12 protein-coding genes are annotated in these 16205 nt (G+C 57.3%); 2 read left to right on the top strand and 10 right to left on the bottom strand.

Annotated features, from left to right (window positions below):
- Positions 1–6 precede the first annotated feature (6 nt).
- Positions 7–2313, bottom strand: a complete 2307-nt coding sequence (locus ACHHTY_RS00370) for an ATP-dependent helicase (RefSeq protein ID WP_395492052.1) — start codon at positions 2311–2313, stop codon at positions 7–9.
- A gap of 163 nt (positions 2314–2476) precedes the next feature.
- Between ACHHTY_RS00370 and ACHHTY_RS00365 the strand changes: the two genes are divergently transcribed.
- Positions 2477–2875, top strand: coding sequence for a pancreas/duodenum homeobox protein 1 (locus tag ACHHTY_RS00365; protein ID WP_395492051.1), 399 nt, complete (start codon positions 2477–2479; stop codon positions 2873–2875).
- A 130-nt stretch (positions 2876–3005) separates the two neighbouring features.
- Here ACHHTY_RS00365 and ACHHTY_RS00360 read toward each other — a convergent pair whose 3' ends face one another.
- The 3 genes from ACHHTY_RS00360 to ACHHTY_RS00350 form a co-directional block, all read right to left on the bottom strand.
- The gene (locus tag ACHHTY_RS00360) at positions 3006–3836 is read right to left on the bottom strand and encodes a histidinol-phosphatase (RefSeq protein ID WP_395492050.1); all 831 of its coding nucleotides are present in this window, start codon (positions 3834–3836) and stop codon (positions 3006–3008) included.
- On the bottom strand, positions 3833–4024 hold the full coding sequence (locus ACHHTY_RS00355; protein ID WP_395492048.1) for a hypothetical protein: 192 nt from the start codon (positions 4022–4024) through the stop codon (positions 3833–3835). The genes ACHHTY_RS00360 and ACHHTY_RS00355 overlap by 4 nt, the downstream gene beginning before the upstream one ends.
- 310 nt (positions 4025–4334) lie before the next feature.
- On the bottom strand, positions 4335–5603 hold the full coding sequence (locus ACHHTY_RS00350) for an OmpP1/FadL family transporter (RefSeq protein WP_395492047.1): 1269 nt from the start codon (positions 5601–5603) through the stop codon (positions 4335–4337).
- 467 nt (positions 5604–6070) lie between these two features.
- Between ACHHTY_RS00350 and ACHHTY_RS00345 the strand changes: the two genes are divergently transcribed.
- Positions 6071–6880, top strand: a complete 810-nt coding sequence (locus tag ACHHTY_RS00345) for a class I SAM-dependent methyltransferase (protein WP_395492046.1) — start codon at positions 6071–6073, stop codon at positions 6878–6880.
- 126 nt (positions 6881–7006) lie between these two features.
- Here ACHHTY_RS00345 and ACHHTY_RS00340 read toward each other — a convergent pair whose 3' ends face one another.
- The 6 genes from ACHHTY_RS00340 to ACHHTY_RS00315 form a co-directional block, all read right to left on the bottom strand.
- Complete coding sequence (locus ACHHTY_RS00340; protein ID WP_395492045.1) at positions 7007–9211, bottom strand: HD domain-containing phosphohydrolase; 2205 nt, start codon at positions 9209–9211, stop codon at positions 7007–7009.
- A complete protein-coding gene (locus ACHHTY_RS00335; protein ID WP_395492044.1) occupies positions 9208–11235 on the bottom strand; it encodes a PilZ domain-containing protein in 2028 nt (675 codons plus the stop codon). The genes ACHHTY_RS00340 and ACHHTY_RS00335 overlap by 4 nt, the downstream gene beginning before the upstream one ends.
- Positions 11236–11493: 258 nt before the next feature.
- A complete protein-coding gene (locus ACHHTY_RS00330; protein ID WP_395492043.1) occupies positions 11494–13785 on the bottom strand; it encodes an FtsK/SpoIIIE family DNA translocase in 2292 nt (763 codons plus the stop codon).
- A 175-nt stretch (positions 13786–13960) separates the two neighbouring features.
- The gene (gene nusB, locus ACHHTY_RS00325; protein WP_395492042.1) at positions 13961–14365 is read right to left on the bottom strand and encodes a transcription antitermination factor NusB; all 405 of its coding nucleotides are present in this window, start codon (positions 14363–14365) and stop codon (positions 13961–13963) included.
- Positions 14366–14371: 6 nt separating this feature from the next.
- Complete coding sequence (gene ribH, locus ACHHTY_RS00320; RefSeq protein WP_395492041.1) at positions 14372–14839, bottom strand: 6,7-dimethyl-8-ribityllumazine synthase; 468 nt, start codon at positions 14837–14839, stop codon at positions 14372–14374.
- An 88-nt stretch (positions 14840–14927) separates the two neighbouring features.
- Positions 14928–16169: a bifunctional 3,4-dihydroxy-2-butanone-4-phosphate synthase/GTP cyclohydrolase II gene (locus ACHHTY_RS00315; RefSeq protein ID WP_395492040.1), complete on the bottom strand. Its 1242-nt coding sequence runs from the start codon at positions 16167–16169 to the stop codon at positions 14928–14930.
- Positions 16170–16205 lie beyond the last annotated feature (36 nt).

Below are 16205 nucleotides of genomic sequence, written 5' to 3'. Positions count from 1 at the left end.
ATCTCTTCACGCCTTCCGCAGTTTGGCGTAGTCCAGGTGCAGGACTTTGCGGCCATGGCGGTCGAAGTTGACTTCCACGGTCCGGGGGGTGGTCATTTTGCTCAGGGTACCCCGGCCGAAAAAGGGATGCTGCACCCGCATGCCGACGGCCAAGTCCTCTACCTCCTCATCCTGGCCGCTGGCGACGGGGGAACCAGATGGCTGCCAGGGCTTGCCCGGCCCGGCGATGCCGGGCCCTGCCGGAGCGGTCCGACTCGCGGGGGAAGCAACGTCGGTTCCCCCCCGGCCAGCCGTCGCCCAGCCCTCCGCGGTGAGGAAACCGGCGCCCGGGCAACTGCCGGCGATTTGCAGCAGCCGGGGCGGTACCTCCCCGAGAAAGGAGGAGGGTTCGCACAGGTTGCTGCGGCGGTCGTATCCCGCCACTTCCCGGGGAAAGATCAGGTAGAGGTTGCGTTTGGCGCGGGTGGCGGCAACATAGAAAAGGCGCCTTTCTTCTTCATACTGGTCGTCCCCTTCCGCTTGGGCGGCGGGGAATTTGCCTTCGGCCAGGTGGATGATGAAAACGCTGTCCCACTCCAGGCCTTTGGCGGAATGAATGGTGGACAGGACCAGCCGCCCCGGTTCAGCACCGGTTGCGACGGAATCCGGGGCCGGGGGATCGAGGGCCGTATCGGCCAGGAAATCCCGGATATCGTGGTAAGTGCTGAGCAGGGGCCGCAACTGGTCCAGGTCTCGCTGGCGGCGGGGATAATCGTCCGGGTAGAGGCGCTGAAAAATCGGCTGATAGTAGGCCAGCACCAGCTCCAGCAGGGCCATGGGATCCAGCTCCCGGCCCGACATAGCCCCCAACAGTTCCAGCAGTTTTTGCAAACCCGCCTGCCAGGACTTGCCGGCGGGATAATCCGCCAGAACTTCCAGGTGGCCGGCCAGGAGGCCCTCGTTGTCGTCCCCCTCGGCGGGGAAGGGAAAACGGTCGATGATATTGCGGGCGGTTTTGGGTCCGATCTTGTCGACCAGCAACAGGATCCGGTTCCAGGACAGGCGATCGGCCGGGTTGCAGAGGACCCGGAAGTGAGCCAGGACGTCCTTGATATGGGCCGACTCGGTCAGCTTGAGTCCGCCCCGTTTTTCAAAAGCGATCCCGTGGGCGGCCAATTCCAGTTCAAGCTTATAGGAATGAAAACCGGAGCGGAAGAGCACGGCGATCTCCGCCTCGGCCAGGCCCTGCTGCCGCAATTCACGGACTTTTTCCACCACGAAGCGGGCCTGGGCCCCCTCATTGCGCGCGGCGTAGAGGACCGGGCGGCCGCCGTTGGCCAGGCGACTGAAGAGTTCCTTACGGTACTGTTCGGGAGCCGGGGCGATGATGGCGTTGCTCAGATGGAGAATTTCCGGGGTGGAGCGGTAATTTTCTTCCAGCCTGATCAGCCGGGTGCCGGGAAAATGACGGGGAAACTCCATGATATTGCGAAAATCGGCGCCCCGGAAACTGTAGATCGACTGGGCGTCGTCGCCCACCGCCATCACGTTGTTGCGGGGGGCGGCCAGCAGGCGGACAATCTCGGCCTGAATGGGATTGGTGTCCTGGTACTCATCCACCAGGATCGCCTCGAAACGGTGGGCCAGTTCAGCCCGAACCGCCTGATGCTCCCGGAGCAGGAGCCGCCAGTAAACGAGCAGGTCGTCATAATCCATCAGATTATGGGCCTGCTTGAACTTGCGGTAGTGCTCGCCGATGGCCAGGATGTCGTCGAGAAATTCCAGCAGATGGCCGTATTCGGCCTCCAGCAGATCACTTACCGTCGTTCCGGTATTGACCGCCTTGCTGAGTACGCCCAGAATCAGGCGCCGGGAAGGAAAGCGCCGTCCCGCTCCACCCAGGCCCAGGGAAGATTTGAGCAGGTTGATAATTCCCTCGGCGTCGGCCTGGTCGAGGATGGTGAAGTTGGGCTGGAAGCCGACGTGGAGGGCATAACGGCGCAGGAGCAGATTGGCGGCGGCATGGAAGGTGCCCCCGGTCACCCGCCGGCAGGAGGAATCGGCCAGCAAGTAAGCCGCCCGGGCGATCATTTCCTGGGCTGCTTTGCGGGTAAAGGTCAGCAGCAGCAGATTTTCCGGCGCTATCCCCCGTTCCACCAGGTGGGCCAGGCGGTGGACCAGGGTTCGGGTCTTACCGCTGCCGGCCCCGGCGATCACCAGGATCGGGCCGTCGGGGGCGTAAACCGCTTCCCGCTGGGCCGGATTCAAGGCGGCCGTCGCGGCGGCGGGGGAGACGGGAGGCGATCCTGCAAGCTGGTGATCAAGGGTAAACAATGAAGGCTGCATAGCAGGCCAATGTACCACAGAACCGGGGCGGGCCGGAGAAAAAAGTTGAACTTCCGGGCAAGGCTGCTATCATGCCCGCTTATATTTTGCCTGCGGTTGTTGGTTTTCCCGTACCCGTGCCCATCTCAACCAGAGCCCCGGAGATACGACCATGAACAACGACACCCTCCAGCAACTGTTCACCCCCGCCAAACTGGCCGAACTCCTGCCGCCGGGCCGGGCCGACGAGTTTTTCGAGGCCCTGCTGGGTGATGCCGCCGAAGGGGCTTACGACATCAGGCTGAGCTTCAAACAGTACGACCCGAGCGATAACACCCTCGAGTTCCGCCTTGAACTGCACGAACGGCCCGGCAAATGCCTGGCCTGCAACCTGACCTATGGCCTGCCCGAGGTTTTTTCCCGCCATCCCCTGCTCAATATCAAGGGACTGGTGACGGAAATCGACAAGGTGCTGGGCCCCGCCGCCGCCTGCAAGGAGTGGCGCCTGGGCGCGACCCGGCAAGCCTCCAAAGCCCTGCATCAAATCCCCCTGATCATCAGTCTGGCTTAAGGCTCCGGCGGCCTCGCTCCGCCGAGCATCGCCGAACATCGCAGTAGTTTACCCGCTCAGGAGATAGCGCGTAAAAACCGGAGCCGTCCGGACCGGCGTGATGCGGCCCGGTCCCCAACAAGGCCGGCGCTCAAATTAATTCGGAGAAAAATCGACCGACTTCCTCGGGCCGGTGGGCATCGGAACCCGGGCAGAGCGCCAAGTTGCGGTCCAAGGCCCGGGCCAGCAGCTCGGGGGCGGGATAGGCTTGGCCACGCCGATGATCGAAGCCCGAAGTGTTGATTTCCAGGGCCATTCCCCTGGCGGCCATGACGGTAAAGATCTGGTCGAGAACCGGGTTAGCCATCTGGGAGGCCAGGGCCGGAGCCACCTCCGGGTGATGGCGCAGGGCCGCGTCCAGGTGACAAAGCACGGTCCCCGGCAGCAGTTCCACCGCTTCCGCCAGCAACTGGAAATAGGCGGCCAGCACCTGCTCCACTCCGTAGGCGTCGAAGACCGCCAGGGTGCGGGAATCCCGGCTCAGCAGGTTATAGTGGCGCCCGCCAATATCCAGGAAGTGACAGGATATTCCGACCCGGTCCCAGGGGTGGGCGGCCAGGAAAGCCTTGGTGGCCGCGACCTCCTTGGGGTTGTAGCCCACTTCCACCCCCAGGCCGATGTCAATCCGCCCGGCATAGCGCCGCCGCAGCCGCTCCCCCTCCTCCCGGTAATAAGCGAAATCCTCAGCGGTGAGCCAGGTGCGGCGGGGAGAGGTGATCCCGGCCTCGAAATGTTCGAGAAAAACCAGCCCGGTCAGGCCCCGGGCCAAGGCCGCCTCAACATACTCCTCCATGGCGCCGACCGCGTGCAGGCAAAGGGAGGTATGGACATGATTGTCCCGGGATAAGTCAAGTAGAGGAGCAACGCCGGCCGGCCATTGCCGGGAAAGCGGCCCGGTGTTTGCTAACGCGGGCCGGTTCACGCGTTGCCGCGGGGAAAAAAGTGAACGAATCCGTCTATTTCCGAAGTATCGCAGATCTTACCCAGGCCCCAGTCGAAAAAGGGATCGAAATTTTCAATGGGAACGGCGAAGCTGTCACCGTTGGGCAGATGATAAACCACGGTCCGGACCTTGGAGAGATCGATGGTTCTGCCGCTAACTTTATGCATATCTCAAACCTCGCAGGTTAAGGTCAGCAAGCACCAGATTGAGAGGTGTATTGCCACTAGGTCTTGGGTGAGTCGACACCATAATCACAATATCAACTTTGGCAAGTTCGGAGCTTAATAGAAGACAAGGGTCTGCGGGGATTTGTTCCGGGATGGTGGCGACGGGAAAGCTGGCGCAACTGCTTATCGCGCCGCGGAAAATTCCGCCGCCGCAGCGCGAGTCAGGGCCTCTGGGGTTTCCAGCCAGACCAGGTTGAAAGGCCGCCGCGGGTCGGCTTCGGCAATGGCGGCCCCGCGGCGGCCAGCGGACTCAGAAACGGTAGGTCAGGCCCAGGGCAACCATGTGCAGATCCGACTTGTAGGTACCGTTGGCCAGATCGGTACTTTCCGCCACCGGCGACGCCCCGATCAGGTTGTTTTTGGTCCGGCTTTCAAAACGCTGGTAGGCATAGCTGAAGGCAACCTTGCAACGGTTGAAGTTGAGATCGGTACCCAGGCTGAAGAGATGGGTATCGGAATCGGGAATCGAGGGGTCGAAGGTGTGGTCCGGCACCGGGGTTTCGCCGTAGAGATAACCGGCCAACAGGGTGACGGTGGGATTGAGACGGTAACGGACGCCCAGGTTGTAGACCAAGGAGTTGTTCCAGTCGCGGGGAGTGACCGTGCTCGAGCCATCGGGCAACTCGATCCGGAGTTCTTCAAACGACGACCAGCCTTCCCAAAGCAGGCCGACCTCGAAAGTCAGGGGATCGAATCCCTTGTAGTACAGCCCGGCAAAGGCCTGCTGGGGCAGGGTCAGGTCGGTTTTGCCGGGCATTCCCGGCAGGGGGACCGGAAAGCCCTCAGGGGTGGCAAAGGACACGTCACCGGTGATATCCACCTTGATTTCGCTGCGGTAGGAGACCCCCAAAGCCAGATCATCGGTCAAATCCAGCAGCATGCCGAGGTTGAAACCTATCCCGGTGCCGTCGCCGCTGAATTTCTGGCCCACTTCAAGGCCGGGGATCGGAATCCCGAGGGCGGTGGCCCGCAGCTGCCTTTCGAGGGTCGAGTCGAGGTAAATAAAGTTAAGCCCGCCGGCCAAGGCCAGCTTGGGGTTGACCTGCAACGACAGCACCGGGTTGACGTTAAAGCTCTTCAACTCCGAGTTGGTGGCGATGAAGCGCCCTTCCCACTCCTTGCCCCAATCGTTGCCGAGCCCGAATGGACTGAAGACGCCAAGCCCGGCGCTCACTTTGTCATTGAACCGGTGGGAGAAATAAAAGGTGCTGGGCAGGAAGAGATCGCTGTCCTTATCAGAACTCCGGCCGGTAAGATCACTGCGAAAATCCCCGCTGGAGAAAATCAGGGTCGTTCCCGCCTGCACCTGGGTGCCCGGGAGCTGACTCAGCAGGGCAGGATTGAAGAAGATCACCGACGGATCATCGCCGTTGGCAACCACCGCATTGCCCTGGCCCAACGCCGAGGCCCCATGGGTATAGACCGCATATCCCCCCGCCTGCGCCAAGGTGGGGGCACAAACCAGAAGGCCAAGAGCCGCTGTCAAAACTGAGCTATGAATGCCGGGCCGCCTCGTCATGACTAATCCTCCATATTGTCAGGCAACAGGAATAAAAACAATACTTTAAACCACAAAGAGGCGTTCATAAAATCATCGCCAATGACGATTGTCAAACAAAAAAGGTTTCGCGGGCGGGGCACTATCGATTATCATCTCCCCGAAACTCTGCAAATAATAAGGACCTTTTGAGTTAAAACATTGATAACAGAAACAATTTAGCAATAATTAAGTTGTTTTCCTCTCGGCAGGGAGACAAGAAGTCGACAGCAATTTGCTCGGGAAGCAATCATAAATTTGGCCCGCTCAAGTCTAAATTTTATTTTTTCAGACCTTTACAGATTATGCTTTGGGATCATGCTGGTTTGAACTAGGCAAGTTACTTAGCTAAAATATCGTTTTTTTGTTTATCCATTCTTTAGACACTTGACTAGTAAGCAAACTTTGTTAAATGGCCCACTAGTTTCAGAATATTTCAGGAGCACCGGATGCTTGACAACGAATATCTGATGGAAAACGATGAAGAATCCCTACGCCTTGATCTCAAGACCGACAATGATGTCACAGCAAGACAAGCGCTTTGGGCCGGCCTGCAACCGGGAATGAGGGTTGCCGATATCGGCTGTGGTTGTGGTAAAACCACCTCCAAACTATATGATCTCGTCCAGCCGGGTGGATCGGCGGTTGGTATTGACAGCTCAGAGCAGCGGATCAATTTTGCCATTGAGCACTATGGCCGGCCAGGCATCGAATTCCTGCGCCGGGCGGCCCTGGGGCCGCTGGATGATATTGGTACTTATGATTTCATCTGGGTACGTTTTTTGCTGGAGTACTATCTCACTCACAGTTTCGACCTGGTCAAAAACCTGGACCGCCTGATCAAGCCAGGCGGCATTCTTTGTCTCATTGACTTGGACTACAACTGCCTAAGCCATTATGGTCTCCCCCCCAGAATGGAAAGAACCATCCAGGCCCTGGCAAAACATTTGGAAGAAAATGCGGATTTCGACCCCTATGTGGGCCGCAAATTATATTCCTTCCTGTACGACCTGGGTTATGAAGAGATCAATGTTGACCTGACGGCACATCACCTTATTTATGGGCCCATCAACAAAACCGACGAGTTTAACTGGACTAAAAAAGTAGAGGTGGGGGTGAGGAATTTCGGATTTTCCCTGGACGAGTACCAGGGTGGATATGAAGAATTCTATGATGAATTCAAGCGGAGTTTTGCCGACCCGAGGAGATTTACCTATACCCCGGTCATCTGCTGTCGGGGCCGTAAGCCAGAGCGATAAAAACTGGCACTTTAGACCCCGGTTTGACTCGGCTCCCCAAAAGACTGGGGAAACATAGCATGGCGATCTCTTGCCCGGGCGGACAAGGCGGCCCTTTTGCCCTCTATTATTATGTGAATGCGCCCTTTATCTGCCAGCCTTGTAGCGATCCAGCCAGACCACCCGGCCCTCGTCATCGGGCCCTTTCTCCTGATTGTCAGCGGCTTCGGGGACGAAGTCCGGCTGAAGCTCTGCGGCAGGATCCTGGTTGGACGATCTGACAATTGCATCGACAATAAGGTCGGTTTCGCTGGTTTTGAGCTTATCTTTAACCAAAGCAGAAAGCTCGGCCGGGCGGGGCAGCCAAAAACCAGGCCGACTTCCCGCCGGGGCTCCCTCCAGATGAGATTTCAAGAAGTAGCGGCTGAAGGCCTCGACGATTTTGTGGTCGAAATGAATACCACTCTTTTCATGAAGCAACCGGAAGGCTACTTCCAGTGGCATAGGCTCGCGATAGTGCCTTTTGGCGGTAATTGCCTCGAAGAAGTCAGCCACCGCGATAATTTTGGCTCCCAGTGGAATCTCCTTCCCCTTAAGTCCTTTCGGGTAACCGCTGCCGTCAATTTTTTCATGATGGGCCCCGGCTACCTCGGGTACTTGCACAAAAATGCCCTCAAACCTGATCTGCTCAAGGATTTCACGGGTCTTTTCACTGTGGGTCTTGACAACCTCATACTCCGTTTCCGTTAAACGCCCATTCTTCTTGAGGACTGCATCGGGAACCGCGATCTTGCCATAATCGTGAAGAAGAGCGGCGACCCGGATCATTTCCCGATAATTGGCCGGCAAACCCATCTCCTGGCAGATGCCAACAGCGTATTCGGTAACCTTTTCGGAATGGCCGGCGGTCAAGGAGTCTCGAGCGTCGATGGTTGCAGCCAGCAATTGCATCAACGACTTGAACTGCCGGTTGCGAGCATCGAGGAACTCGGCGTTGCGAATGCTGATGCCGATCATCGGCGCGATCCCCATGAGCAGGCTCATGTCGCTGTTAACCAGGGGACGGTTCGAACGGGGGTTGTCCACCGCCAGCACACCAACCGACTCACCATCGCAGACAATCGGACAACAGATGAATGATTTGGCCCCCAATTTTTTTGCCAAGGCCAAGCTGCGCAGGGAAAGTTTATCTTCAATCTCTGCCAGATCGTTGATCAGAAAGGGTTTTTGTTCCCGGAAGCTGACCACGAAAACTCCCTGCGATTCGGGCCGATCCAGGTGAAAGGTGACTTTTTCCAGCAATTTAATATGATCTTCGTAACCAAAGACGGCCTTCAATTCCAACTTGGTCTTATCGCGATTGGCCAGCAGCACCAAACCCCTTCTGTAATCGAGCCTTTTCTCGAAAACCTGGACCACATTCTGCATGATTTTTTCAATATTAACCTGGCTGTCCGCATACTCCTCCATGTGCATACTATTCTGCCGGCTGATGACCTGCCCGATCTCGTTGGTCATCAAAGCATTGTTGTAATTTATGTTGGTTTGCTCAACCAGTTTGTCCGTTGACCCGCGAAAATTATCAAGAACTCCTGACAACTCCTTTTTTTCAACCTTCTCCACCATCAAGGAAATAATCAGCATCATGATGACAGCCAAGGGCAAAATACTGTTAAAGGCCAAGCTGGGGTCAACAACGGCATAACCGGAAAAGGCAAGCAAAGCGGCTCCTCCGGCAATTATTCTTGTCATCTTCAACTGATCAGATAAGCTTTTTTTCCAAGAAATAGTGTAGTGACAGACTTTCCCCTCGCGAAACATGCACTCAGGGTGTTCAATTTCAAGAACCTTGTGGTTGAAAATATTGGCTATGGCTTCAAAATAGCCCATGCGGCTTTCGCACTGATAAGGTTCTTCGCGGTAACCTGCCCGAGGAGTAACGACAATTTCCACCTTATTAGGGCCGACTTTTTTCGCCTTGTATTCAGCCGATCTGGTAAAATTGCCCGCTACCAACCCGCTAAGCAATTCATACACTCTACCTGGGTCCATCATTCCCAGAATATACTGGCGCATGATACCGATAGCTTCCGGCGAGGCGGAATAGCGGCCGGCCTCCCGGTCGATATTGGGATTACCGGTCAATTCCCGTACCTTTTCAGAAAACCGATTGACCTGTTCCTGGGTGAACCAGTGCCCTTGGTCGGCCACCTCATATGCCTCCATCCCGGCATAGCTCAATAGTTCACCGATATTGACAAAACTATATTTACGCTTAATCAGCTTAAGATAGGTGTCAATAAGCCGGCTGTTGTAAATTGCCGGACTTTCTTTATCTTGAACAGGATTCATGTTCTTCCCCTGGTTCGTTGCGTCACCATGTTGATCAACTTCTGGACATGGTCGAAATAAGCATCCGAATACTGGGTGTTAAGGACCCAGAGGTTGTAGGTTTTTTCTGCGGCCATGCCTTGGGCTTCCATGTAAGAGTGGGGAAACAGCAGGACGGTTATTTCCTCATCGGTAAATTTGACCGAAAGAATAGACAGGGTTAAATGGACAATCTGCCTGGGCAGATCAGCCGGCTCGACCACCAACACCTTTATACAGCTGGTCAGATCAGACAGGTTCAAGCCGATATCCGAAATATTAAGAACAATAACCGCCTTCAGCTGTCCGTTCTTTTTCAGAGAAAACAGGTGACGGCTCCGCGTCAGGCCGATCCGCTCATACTCCCGGGAAAGCCCGCTCAGGTCGATCATTTCGGGCTCGAGATCCAGCGCCTGCAGCATCAACCCCCCCGATTGGAAATCATAGAACCCTTTGAGGGCGAGAAGGTCGGAAGAGCTGGTCTCCTCCAGGGACCAGGGGGTGGGCAATTCCAATGTTCCGCTGGCATGTTTGTAAAAATGGAAATAGGCGAAACTGTCCAAGGAACAACCTCCGGGATCGTTAATGCCTTTGGCGGCCCCGCCGAAAACCCGCTGGGGAAAACGATTTTCCGGGCGGAAAAAGCAGAACAGGTAATCCATGTGAAAAGAATAGAGATTGAGCGAATCGTTGACGAACTGCCCGATCTGGTTCAGAGCCATAAGACCGGCCCGCGTATGATCAGCCTTGAGGGCGGCATGGTGATGAATCATCCAGGAATTATTGTAGAAGCGCAAGGTGGCAACGTGTCCCAGGATGCGGCCTTCTTCCTGGTAGGTGAAGTGGCAGGCAATGTCGGGATGTTCGGTGTATATCTTGCGATAGGTTTCGCGGAGCTGCTCCTTGCGCGTCTGGAGGTGGACATACTTCTGGGGATAGATAAATCCGGTTTCGAAGAAAAAGTTCCACAGGGAATCCAGGTCGACCTCGTTGTTGACGTAAGTATTCTCGTCATCGGTCTGGTGCAATATTCCAAGCAACTTGCCATGATCACGAATGTTCATATCCAAGATGGCAACACCGACCCGAACCATAGATTTACCATGTTTCTCGCCGTGCACCCGCCGGTAAATAACCTGGGCGCGGCAAGGAATCTTCAGGGAATTGGCAAAACTCAGTTCGGCCCGGGGAATCATCATCCCTGGCACCATAACCGAAAGGTGCTCACTCTCCTCGACCGCGAAACCCGAGCCGGACACATTGATAACCTTGAGCGTCACGGACTTGCCCGACAAGGGGTGACAAAAGCAAAGATTGGGAGAGGGAAACAGCTGGTAGCGGTGACTGCGAAATCTTTTGGGGCGGAAGCGCTGGACCTGTTCCCTGGAAACATCGAGAACATAGGTACGCTTACGCTGCTCCCCGGTGTGCCTGATGACCATGCATTCGCCGGAGTAAAGAGTTTCCCCGCCGCCGGCCAGCAACAGCGTTACCGGCAAATCCGGATTAAGCCAGTTAAAAGTCTGGGGCGGGGAAATGACCAGTTCAACCCGGAAGGCAACAGCGGAAAAATCAAGCAGAGCTCCCTGAAAAATGGTGCCGTTCTGGATCAGTTGGGCACTAATGCCCTCGCAGCGGTGGCGATATAATCGGCGCGAGTTGATCTCCCTGCAGCTTTCCGGCAGCATAAAACTGATGCCTTGGGAATTGATGGTGGTTTCCTGGGGAATAACTATCAGGGCCTTCTTACCATCAATGACCAGGAAATTCCGGACCAGGAAAGCGGAGAGATCATGTTGCGGCTCGGTCGCCTGATCCTCGAGCCAGAGGCACTCAAGACGGTCACCGAAGCAGGCTTGGGGTTTGGCGGGACGGGAACAGCTATGCTTGAAGCGGGGATGGACGAAATTGATCAGGATGAAGCCATCCTGGAAATTGATGAAATTAAGTTTATTAATGAGGTGACCCTTGTCAATCTTCTTCCCTTCCTCCTCAATATTCTCCAAAGAGCTTACCCCATTTTCTACAGGGGAGGGATACGGAGTGCCGTATGATTCCTCCATATCAGTACCTCAAGAAATTGACTGTACGGGGGTACACAAAAGCATCGTAACAGTCTGCAAATAAGAACAACCAATGGCTAATTAAGACCGATACTCACATATTTTGAGCAAGTCGGCGGATCAGGGGAAAAAGCCGCGACCGGCCTTAATTATCATCCAAATCAATAATGGACCCCCTTGTCAAGAAAAAATACGTTTTTTTCAATAGCTCTTGCGAACGAGAACCTCTCGGGGCTTGGCGCCGTCGGCCGGGCCGACGATACCTTCCTTCTCCATGGTTTCAATCATTCGGGCGGCCCGGTTGTAACCGACCCGTAAGCGGCGCTGGACCATGGAAATAGAGGCCTGGCCGGTTTCGGTGACCAGGGCCACCGCCCGGTCATAGTGTTCATCGAGGGTTCCGTCATCCTCGCTGGATTCCCCGTCTTCCGGGGCCTCGGCAATTTCCAGCACCGCCGGATCATACTCCGCGGTCCCCTGGGCCTTGAGGAAGGAAACCACCCGTTCAATCTCTTGTTCGGAAATATAGGCCCCGTGAATGCGTTGCAGTTTAGAGCTGCCTGGCGGCATGAACAGCATATCGCCGGCCCCCAGCAGATGTTCGGCCCCGCTGCCGTCCAGAATGGTCCGGGAATCGATTTTGGAGGAAACCTTGAACGACATCCGGGTCGGGAAGTTGGCCTTGATCAGGCCGGTGAGGACATCCACCGACGGGCGCTGGGTGGCAAGAATCAGGTGCATGCCGGCGGCCCGGGCCATCTGGGCCAGGCGGGCCACGGCATCTTCCACCTCGCGGGAGGAAACCATCATCAGGTCGGCCAGTTCATCGATGATGATCACGATCAGGGGCAGCTTCTCCTCGGCCTCCTGGTTATAACCGGCCAGGCTTTTAACCCGGGCCTCTTCCATCAGCTGATAACGCCGCTCCATCTCCCGCACCGCCCATTGCAGGGCGCGGCTGGCCAGCTTGGGGTCCACCACCACCGGATGGAGCAAATGGGGAATGGACTCATAGGCGGATAGCTCGATTCGCTTGGGATCGACCAGCAACAGCCGGACCTCGTCCGGGGCGGCATTATAAAGAATACTGCAGATGATGGTATTGACCGCCACGCTTTTGCCCGACCCGGTGGCCCCGGCAATCAAGAGGTGAGGCATGCGGCTCAGGTCCGCCACCACCGGGTTGCCCACCACATCCATGCCAAGTCCCATGGTGAGGCGGGAGGCGGCTTGCTGGAAGGTTTCGTGGGCGAAGATGTCGCGGATCGGCACAATCTGTCGGCGGGGGTTGGGAACTTCAATCCCGATGGCCCCTTTGCCGGGCAGCGAGCCGGCAATCCGGACGCTTTCCACTTTCAGGCCCAGGGCCAGATCCTCGGCCAGGGCCACGATCCGGTTGATTTTGACCCCCGGTGCCGGGGCAAACTCGTAAGTGGTGATCACCGGCCCGGGAGAGATTCCCACCACTTTGCCGACCACGTTGAAATCGGCCAGCTTTTCCTCGAGCTGCCGGCTGACTTCAAAGTAATATTCCTTATCAAGGTTCTGTTCCCGGCTGGGCGGCCGATCCAGCAGGGACAGCGGCGGCAACCGGTAGCCGCCGGGGGGATCGGCGGTCTGCAACCGGAAGCCTGTATCGCTTGCGGCTTTGCCGCCTTGCCCGTCCTTGCGGCTCTTGCCGGCCTTAGCGGAACCACCGGCCCCGGCCTGCCCGGTCTCTCCGTCAAGTTCCAGCAGGGCGATATCCGGATCGAAAAAATTAAGGGCGGGGGTTTCACCAATGCCCGGTTGCATTTCGATCCTGGCTTCCCCGGGTTTGCCAACCGATCCTCCCCGCACCCAACGCTGCTCGGCCCAAGACCGCAAGCCGGCGCTCAAGCTCCAGGCGCGGCGAGTCGCGCTCCAGCCGCCGGTTATGATGCGACGAAAAAAAAGATAGGGGGAAAAATCGAGGGTAAGCATCAGGGAAATCACAAAGAGGGCCAGGAAGAAGAGCAGCGATCCCGGCCCGCCCAGGGCACGATGGCCCAAGTCGGCCAACAGGCCACCCAGGTGTCCGGCTTTGGGGTAAAGATTGCCGAAAAGGGCCAGGACCTCGCCGCCATTATGACCGGCCAGGCTGCTGCCGGCCAGCAGCATCCCGCTGGCCCCCAGCAGAACGAAGGGCAAGCGCTGCAAGGTAAAGGAGGGAGAAAAGGCTTGCAGGGAAACGGCCAGCAACAAGAGGGGCAGAAGAAAAGCGCTAATGCCGAGAAAACTCATCACCATCCCGGCGACCATCTGGCCTACCGCCCCGCCCCAGTTGACCGAAGCTTGGCCGCCTGTCGCAACCGCCGCGGTTGCTCCGTCCGCCCAGAGCAACTCCCCGCCCCCGGCAGCCGGCGCCAGAGAATAACTGCCCAGGCAGATAAAGAGAAAAAGGGCCAGAAAAAGCCCGGCAACGGCAGCGATTTCCTGCCCCAAGCCGGGGGATTGTCCGTTGGAGGCTACCATATAATCAGAGAATACCCGCTATTGCCGAAGAAATCGCCCTCGCCAGGGGTCTTGGGCAAATACTACTGGTTGAACAACTGGCCGGACTGCGGGACAACCAACGCCGGTCGCGGCGCTAACCGCGACACCGTCGCCCCGGAGCCGTTGACCCTGACATATGGCAGAAGCCCGACGTTCAGGGAACTTTTTTGCGGACCGCGTCAAGAATACCGTTGATAAAGGCCGGAGAATCTTCGGCGCCAAAGCGCTTGGCCAGTTCGATGGCCTCATCGATCGCCACACTGGCCGGGACGTCGGCGCGGAAACGGAATTCGTGAACAGCTATCCGCATAATATTTCGATCGATCAATGACATGCGAGACAACCGCCAATGGGCGGCGCTCTCCTCGATCACCGCATCAATGGCCGGCAAATTGGCGACTATCCCCTCGACCAGTTCCCGGCCGTAGGGTAACGCCTTGCGGCTAACTTCGAAATTATCACACAAAATCGGCAATGTGTCAAGCGGAGAGGCGGCCGTCATATCGGCCTGATAAAGGGCCTGGAGGGCGAGTTCTCGCGATTTGCGGCGGGTGCCCATGAAAACTCAGGCCAGCTTCTTGAGCAGGTCGACCATTTCCACCGCGGCGGCGGCACATTCCGATCCTTTGTTGCCGGCCTTGGAACCGGCCCGTTCGATGGCCTGTTCGATGGTATCGGTGGTCAGAACCCCGAAGATCACCGGCAACCCGGTTTCCATGCCCACCTGGGCGATGCCTTTGGCCGCCTCGTTGGCGACAAAGTCAAAATGGGGGGTGGCCCCGCGAATAATCACCCCCAGGCAGATTACCGCGTCATAGCGGCCGGAGCGGGCCATCTTGCCTGCCACCAGGGGGATTTCATATGCCCCCGGCACCCGGGCTACTTCAATGTCCTCGGTCCTGGCCCCAGAACGGCCCAGGGTGTCCAGCGCCCCTTCCAGCAACCGCTCGGCGATAAAGGAGTTGAACCGGGAAACGATGATCCCGAACTTTTTGCCCTCGGCCTGCAAGTTGCCATCGAAATATTTAACCATCTCCAGACTCCCTGTTAAAAATCAGTATTGGCGGCGTGCCAGCAAGCCGCTGTTCCGAGCGCCGGCAACTCAAGGGCCGGCGGCCGAGCTATGGTTCATTGCGGGACATCTGATTGAGCGCCTTGCTGTAAGCCAGGCGTTCCAGCATGTGGCCCATCTTATCCTTCTTGGTTTTGAGGTACTGCACGTTTTCCGGCTCGGCTTCCATTTCGATGGGCAGGCGGTCGGTGACTTGGAGGTCGTAACCCTCCAAACCGATGATCTTCTTGGGATTGTTGGTCATCAACCGCATCTTGCGGACGCCAAGATCGCGGAGAATCTGGGCGCCGATGCCGTAATCACGCAGATCGGGCTTGAAGCCCAGTTCCAGGTTGGCCTCCACCGTATCCATCCCCTGGTCCTGCAGGGCGTAAGCCTTCAACTTATTGACCAGGCCGATGCCCCGGCCTTCCTGCATCATGTAGAGCAGAACCCCGGTTCCTTCCCGGTCGATCATCCGCAGGGCGTTAAAGAGCTGACCGCCGCAGTCGCAGCGCTTGGAACCGAAGACATCGCCGGTGAGACAGGCCGAATGAACCCGGACCATGATCTCCTTGTCCGAATCGATGGTCCCCTTGATCAGGGCGACATGCTCGAGATTGTCGACGTCGTTGGTATAGACGATGGCGTTGAACTCGCCGTGCATGGTGGGCAGGCGAACTTCGGCGGCCCGGTGCACCAGTTTGTCCTTGCGGACCCGGTAGGCCACCAGATCGGCGATGGTGGCGATTTTCATCTCGTGCTTGCGGGCAAACTCCTGCAGGTCGGGCATCCGGGCCATGGTGCCATCGTCCTTCATGATTTCGCAGATCACCCCGGAGGGGTTGAGGCCGGCCAGGCGGGCCAGATCCACCGAGCCCTCGGTCTGGCCGGTGCGGACCAGGACCCCGCCCTTTTTGGCCCGCAGCGGGAAAATATGACCGGGGCTGACCAGGTCCTCGGGCCGGGCTTCGGGGTCGGCGGCCACCAGGATGGTCCGGGCCCGGTCGGCGGCGGAAATCCCGGTGGTTACCCCGGTTCGGGCCTCGATGCTGACGGTGAAGGCGGTTTCGAAGGGCGAGCGGTTGTTCTGGACCATCATCGGCAGTTGCAGCCGTTCCAGTTGTTCCGGGGTAAGGGTCAGGCAGATCAGACCCCTGCCATGGGTAGCCATGAAATTGATCGCCTCGGGGGTGACCATTTCCGCCGCCATGCAAAGATCGCCTTCGTTTTCCCGGTCCTCATCATCCACCAGGATGATCATTTTGCCGGCCTTGATATCTTCTATTACCTCTTCAATGGGACTTATCATCTTAAACTCATGCTCCCGCAAAGCTGATTTGTCGGC

The sequence above is a fragment of the Desulfurivibrio nitratireducens genome, assembly GCF_044068515.1.
GTDB lineage: Bacteria > Desulfobacterota > Desulfobulbia > Desulfobulbales > Desulfurivibrionaceae > Desulfurivibrio.
The sequence above is the reverse complement of the archived record's forward strand: the minus strand, read 5'-3'. Positions and strand labels throughout refer to the sequence as shown.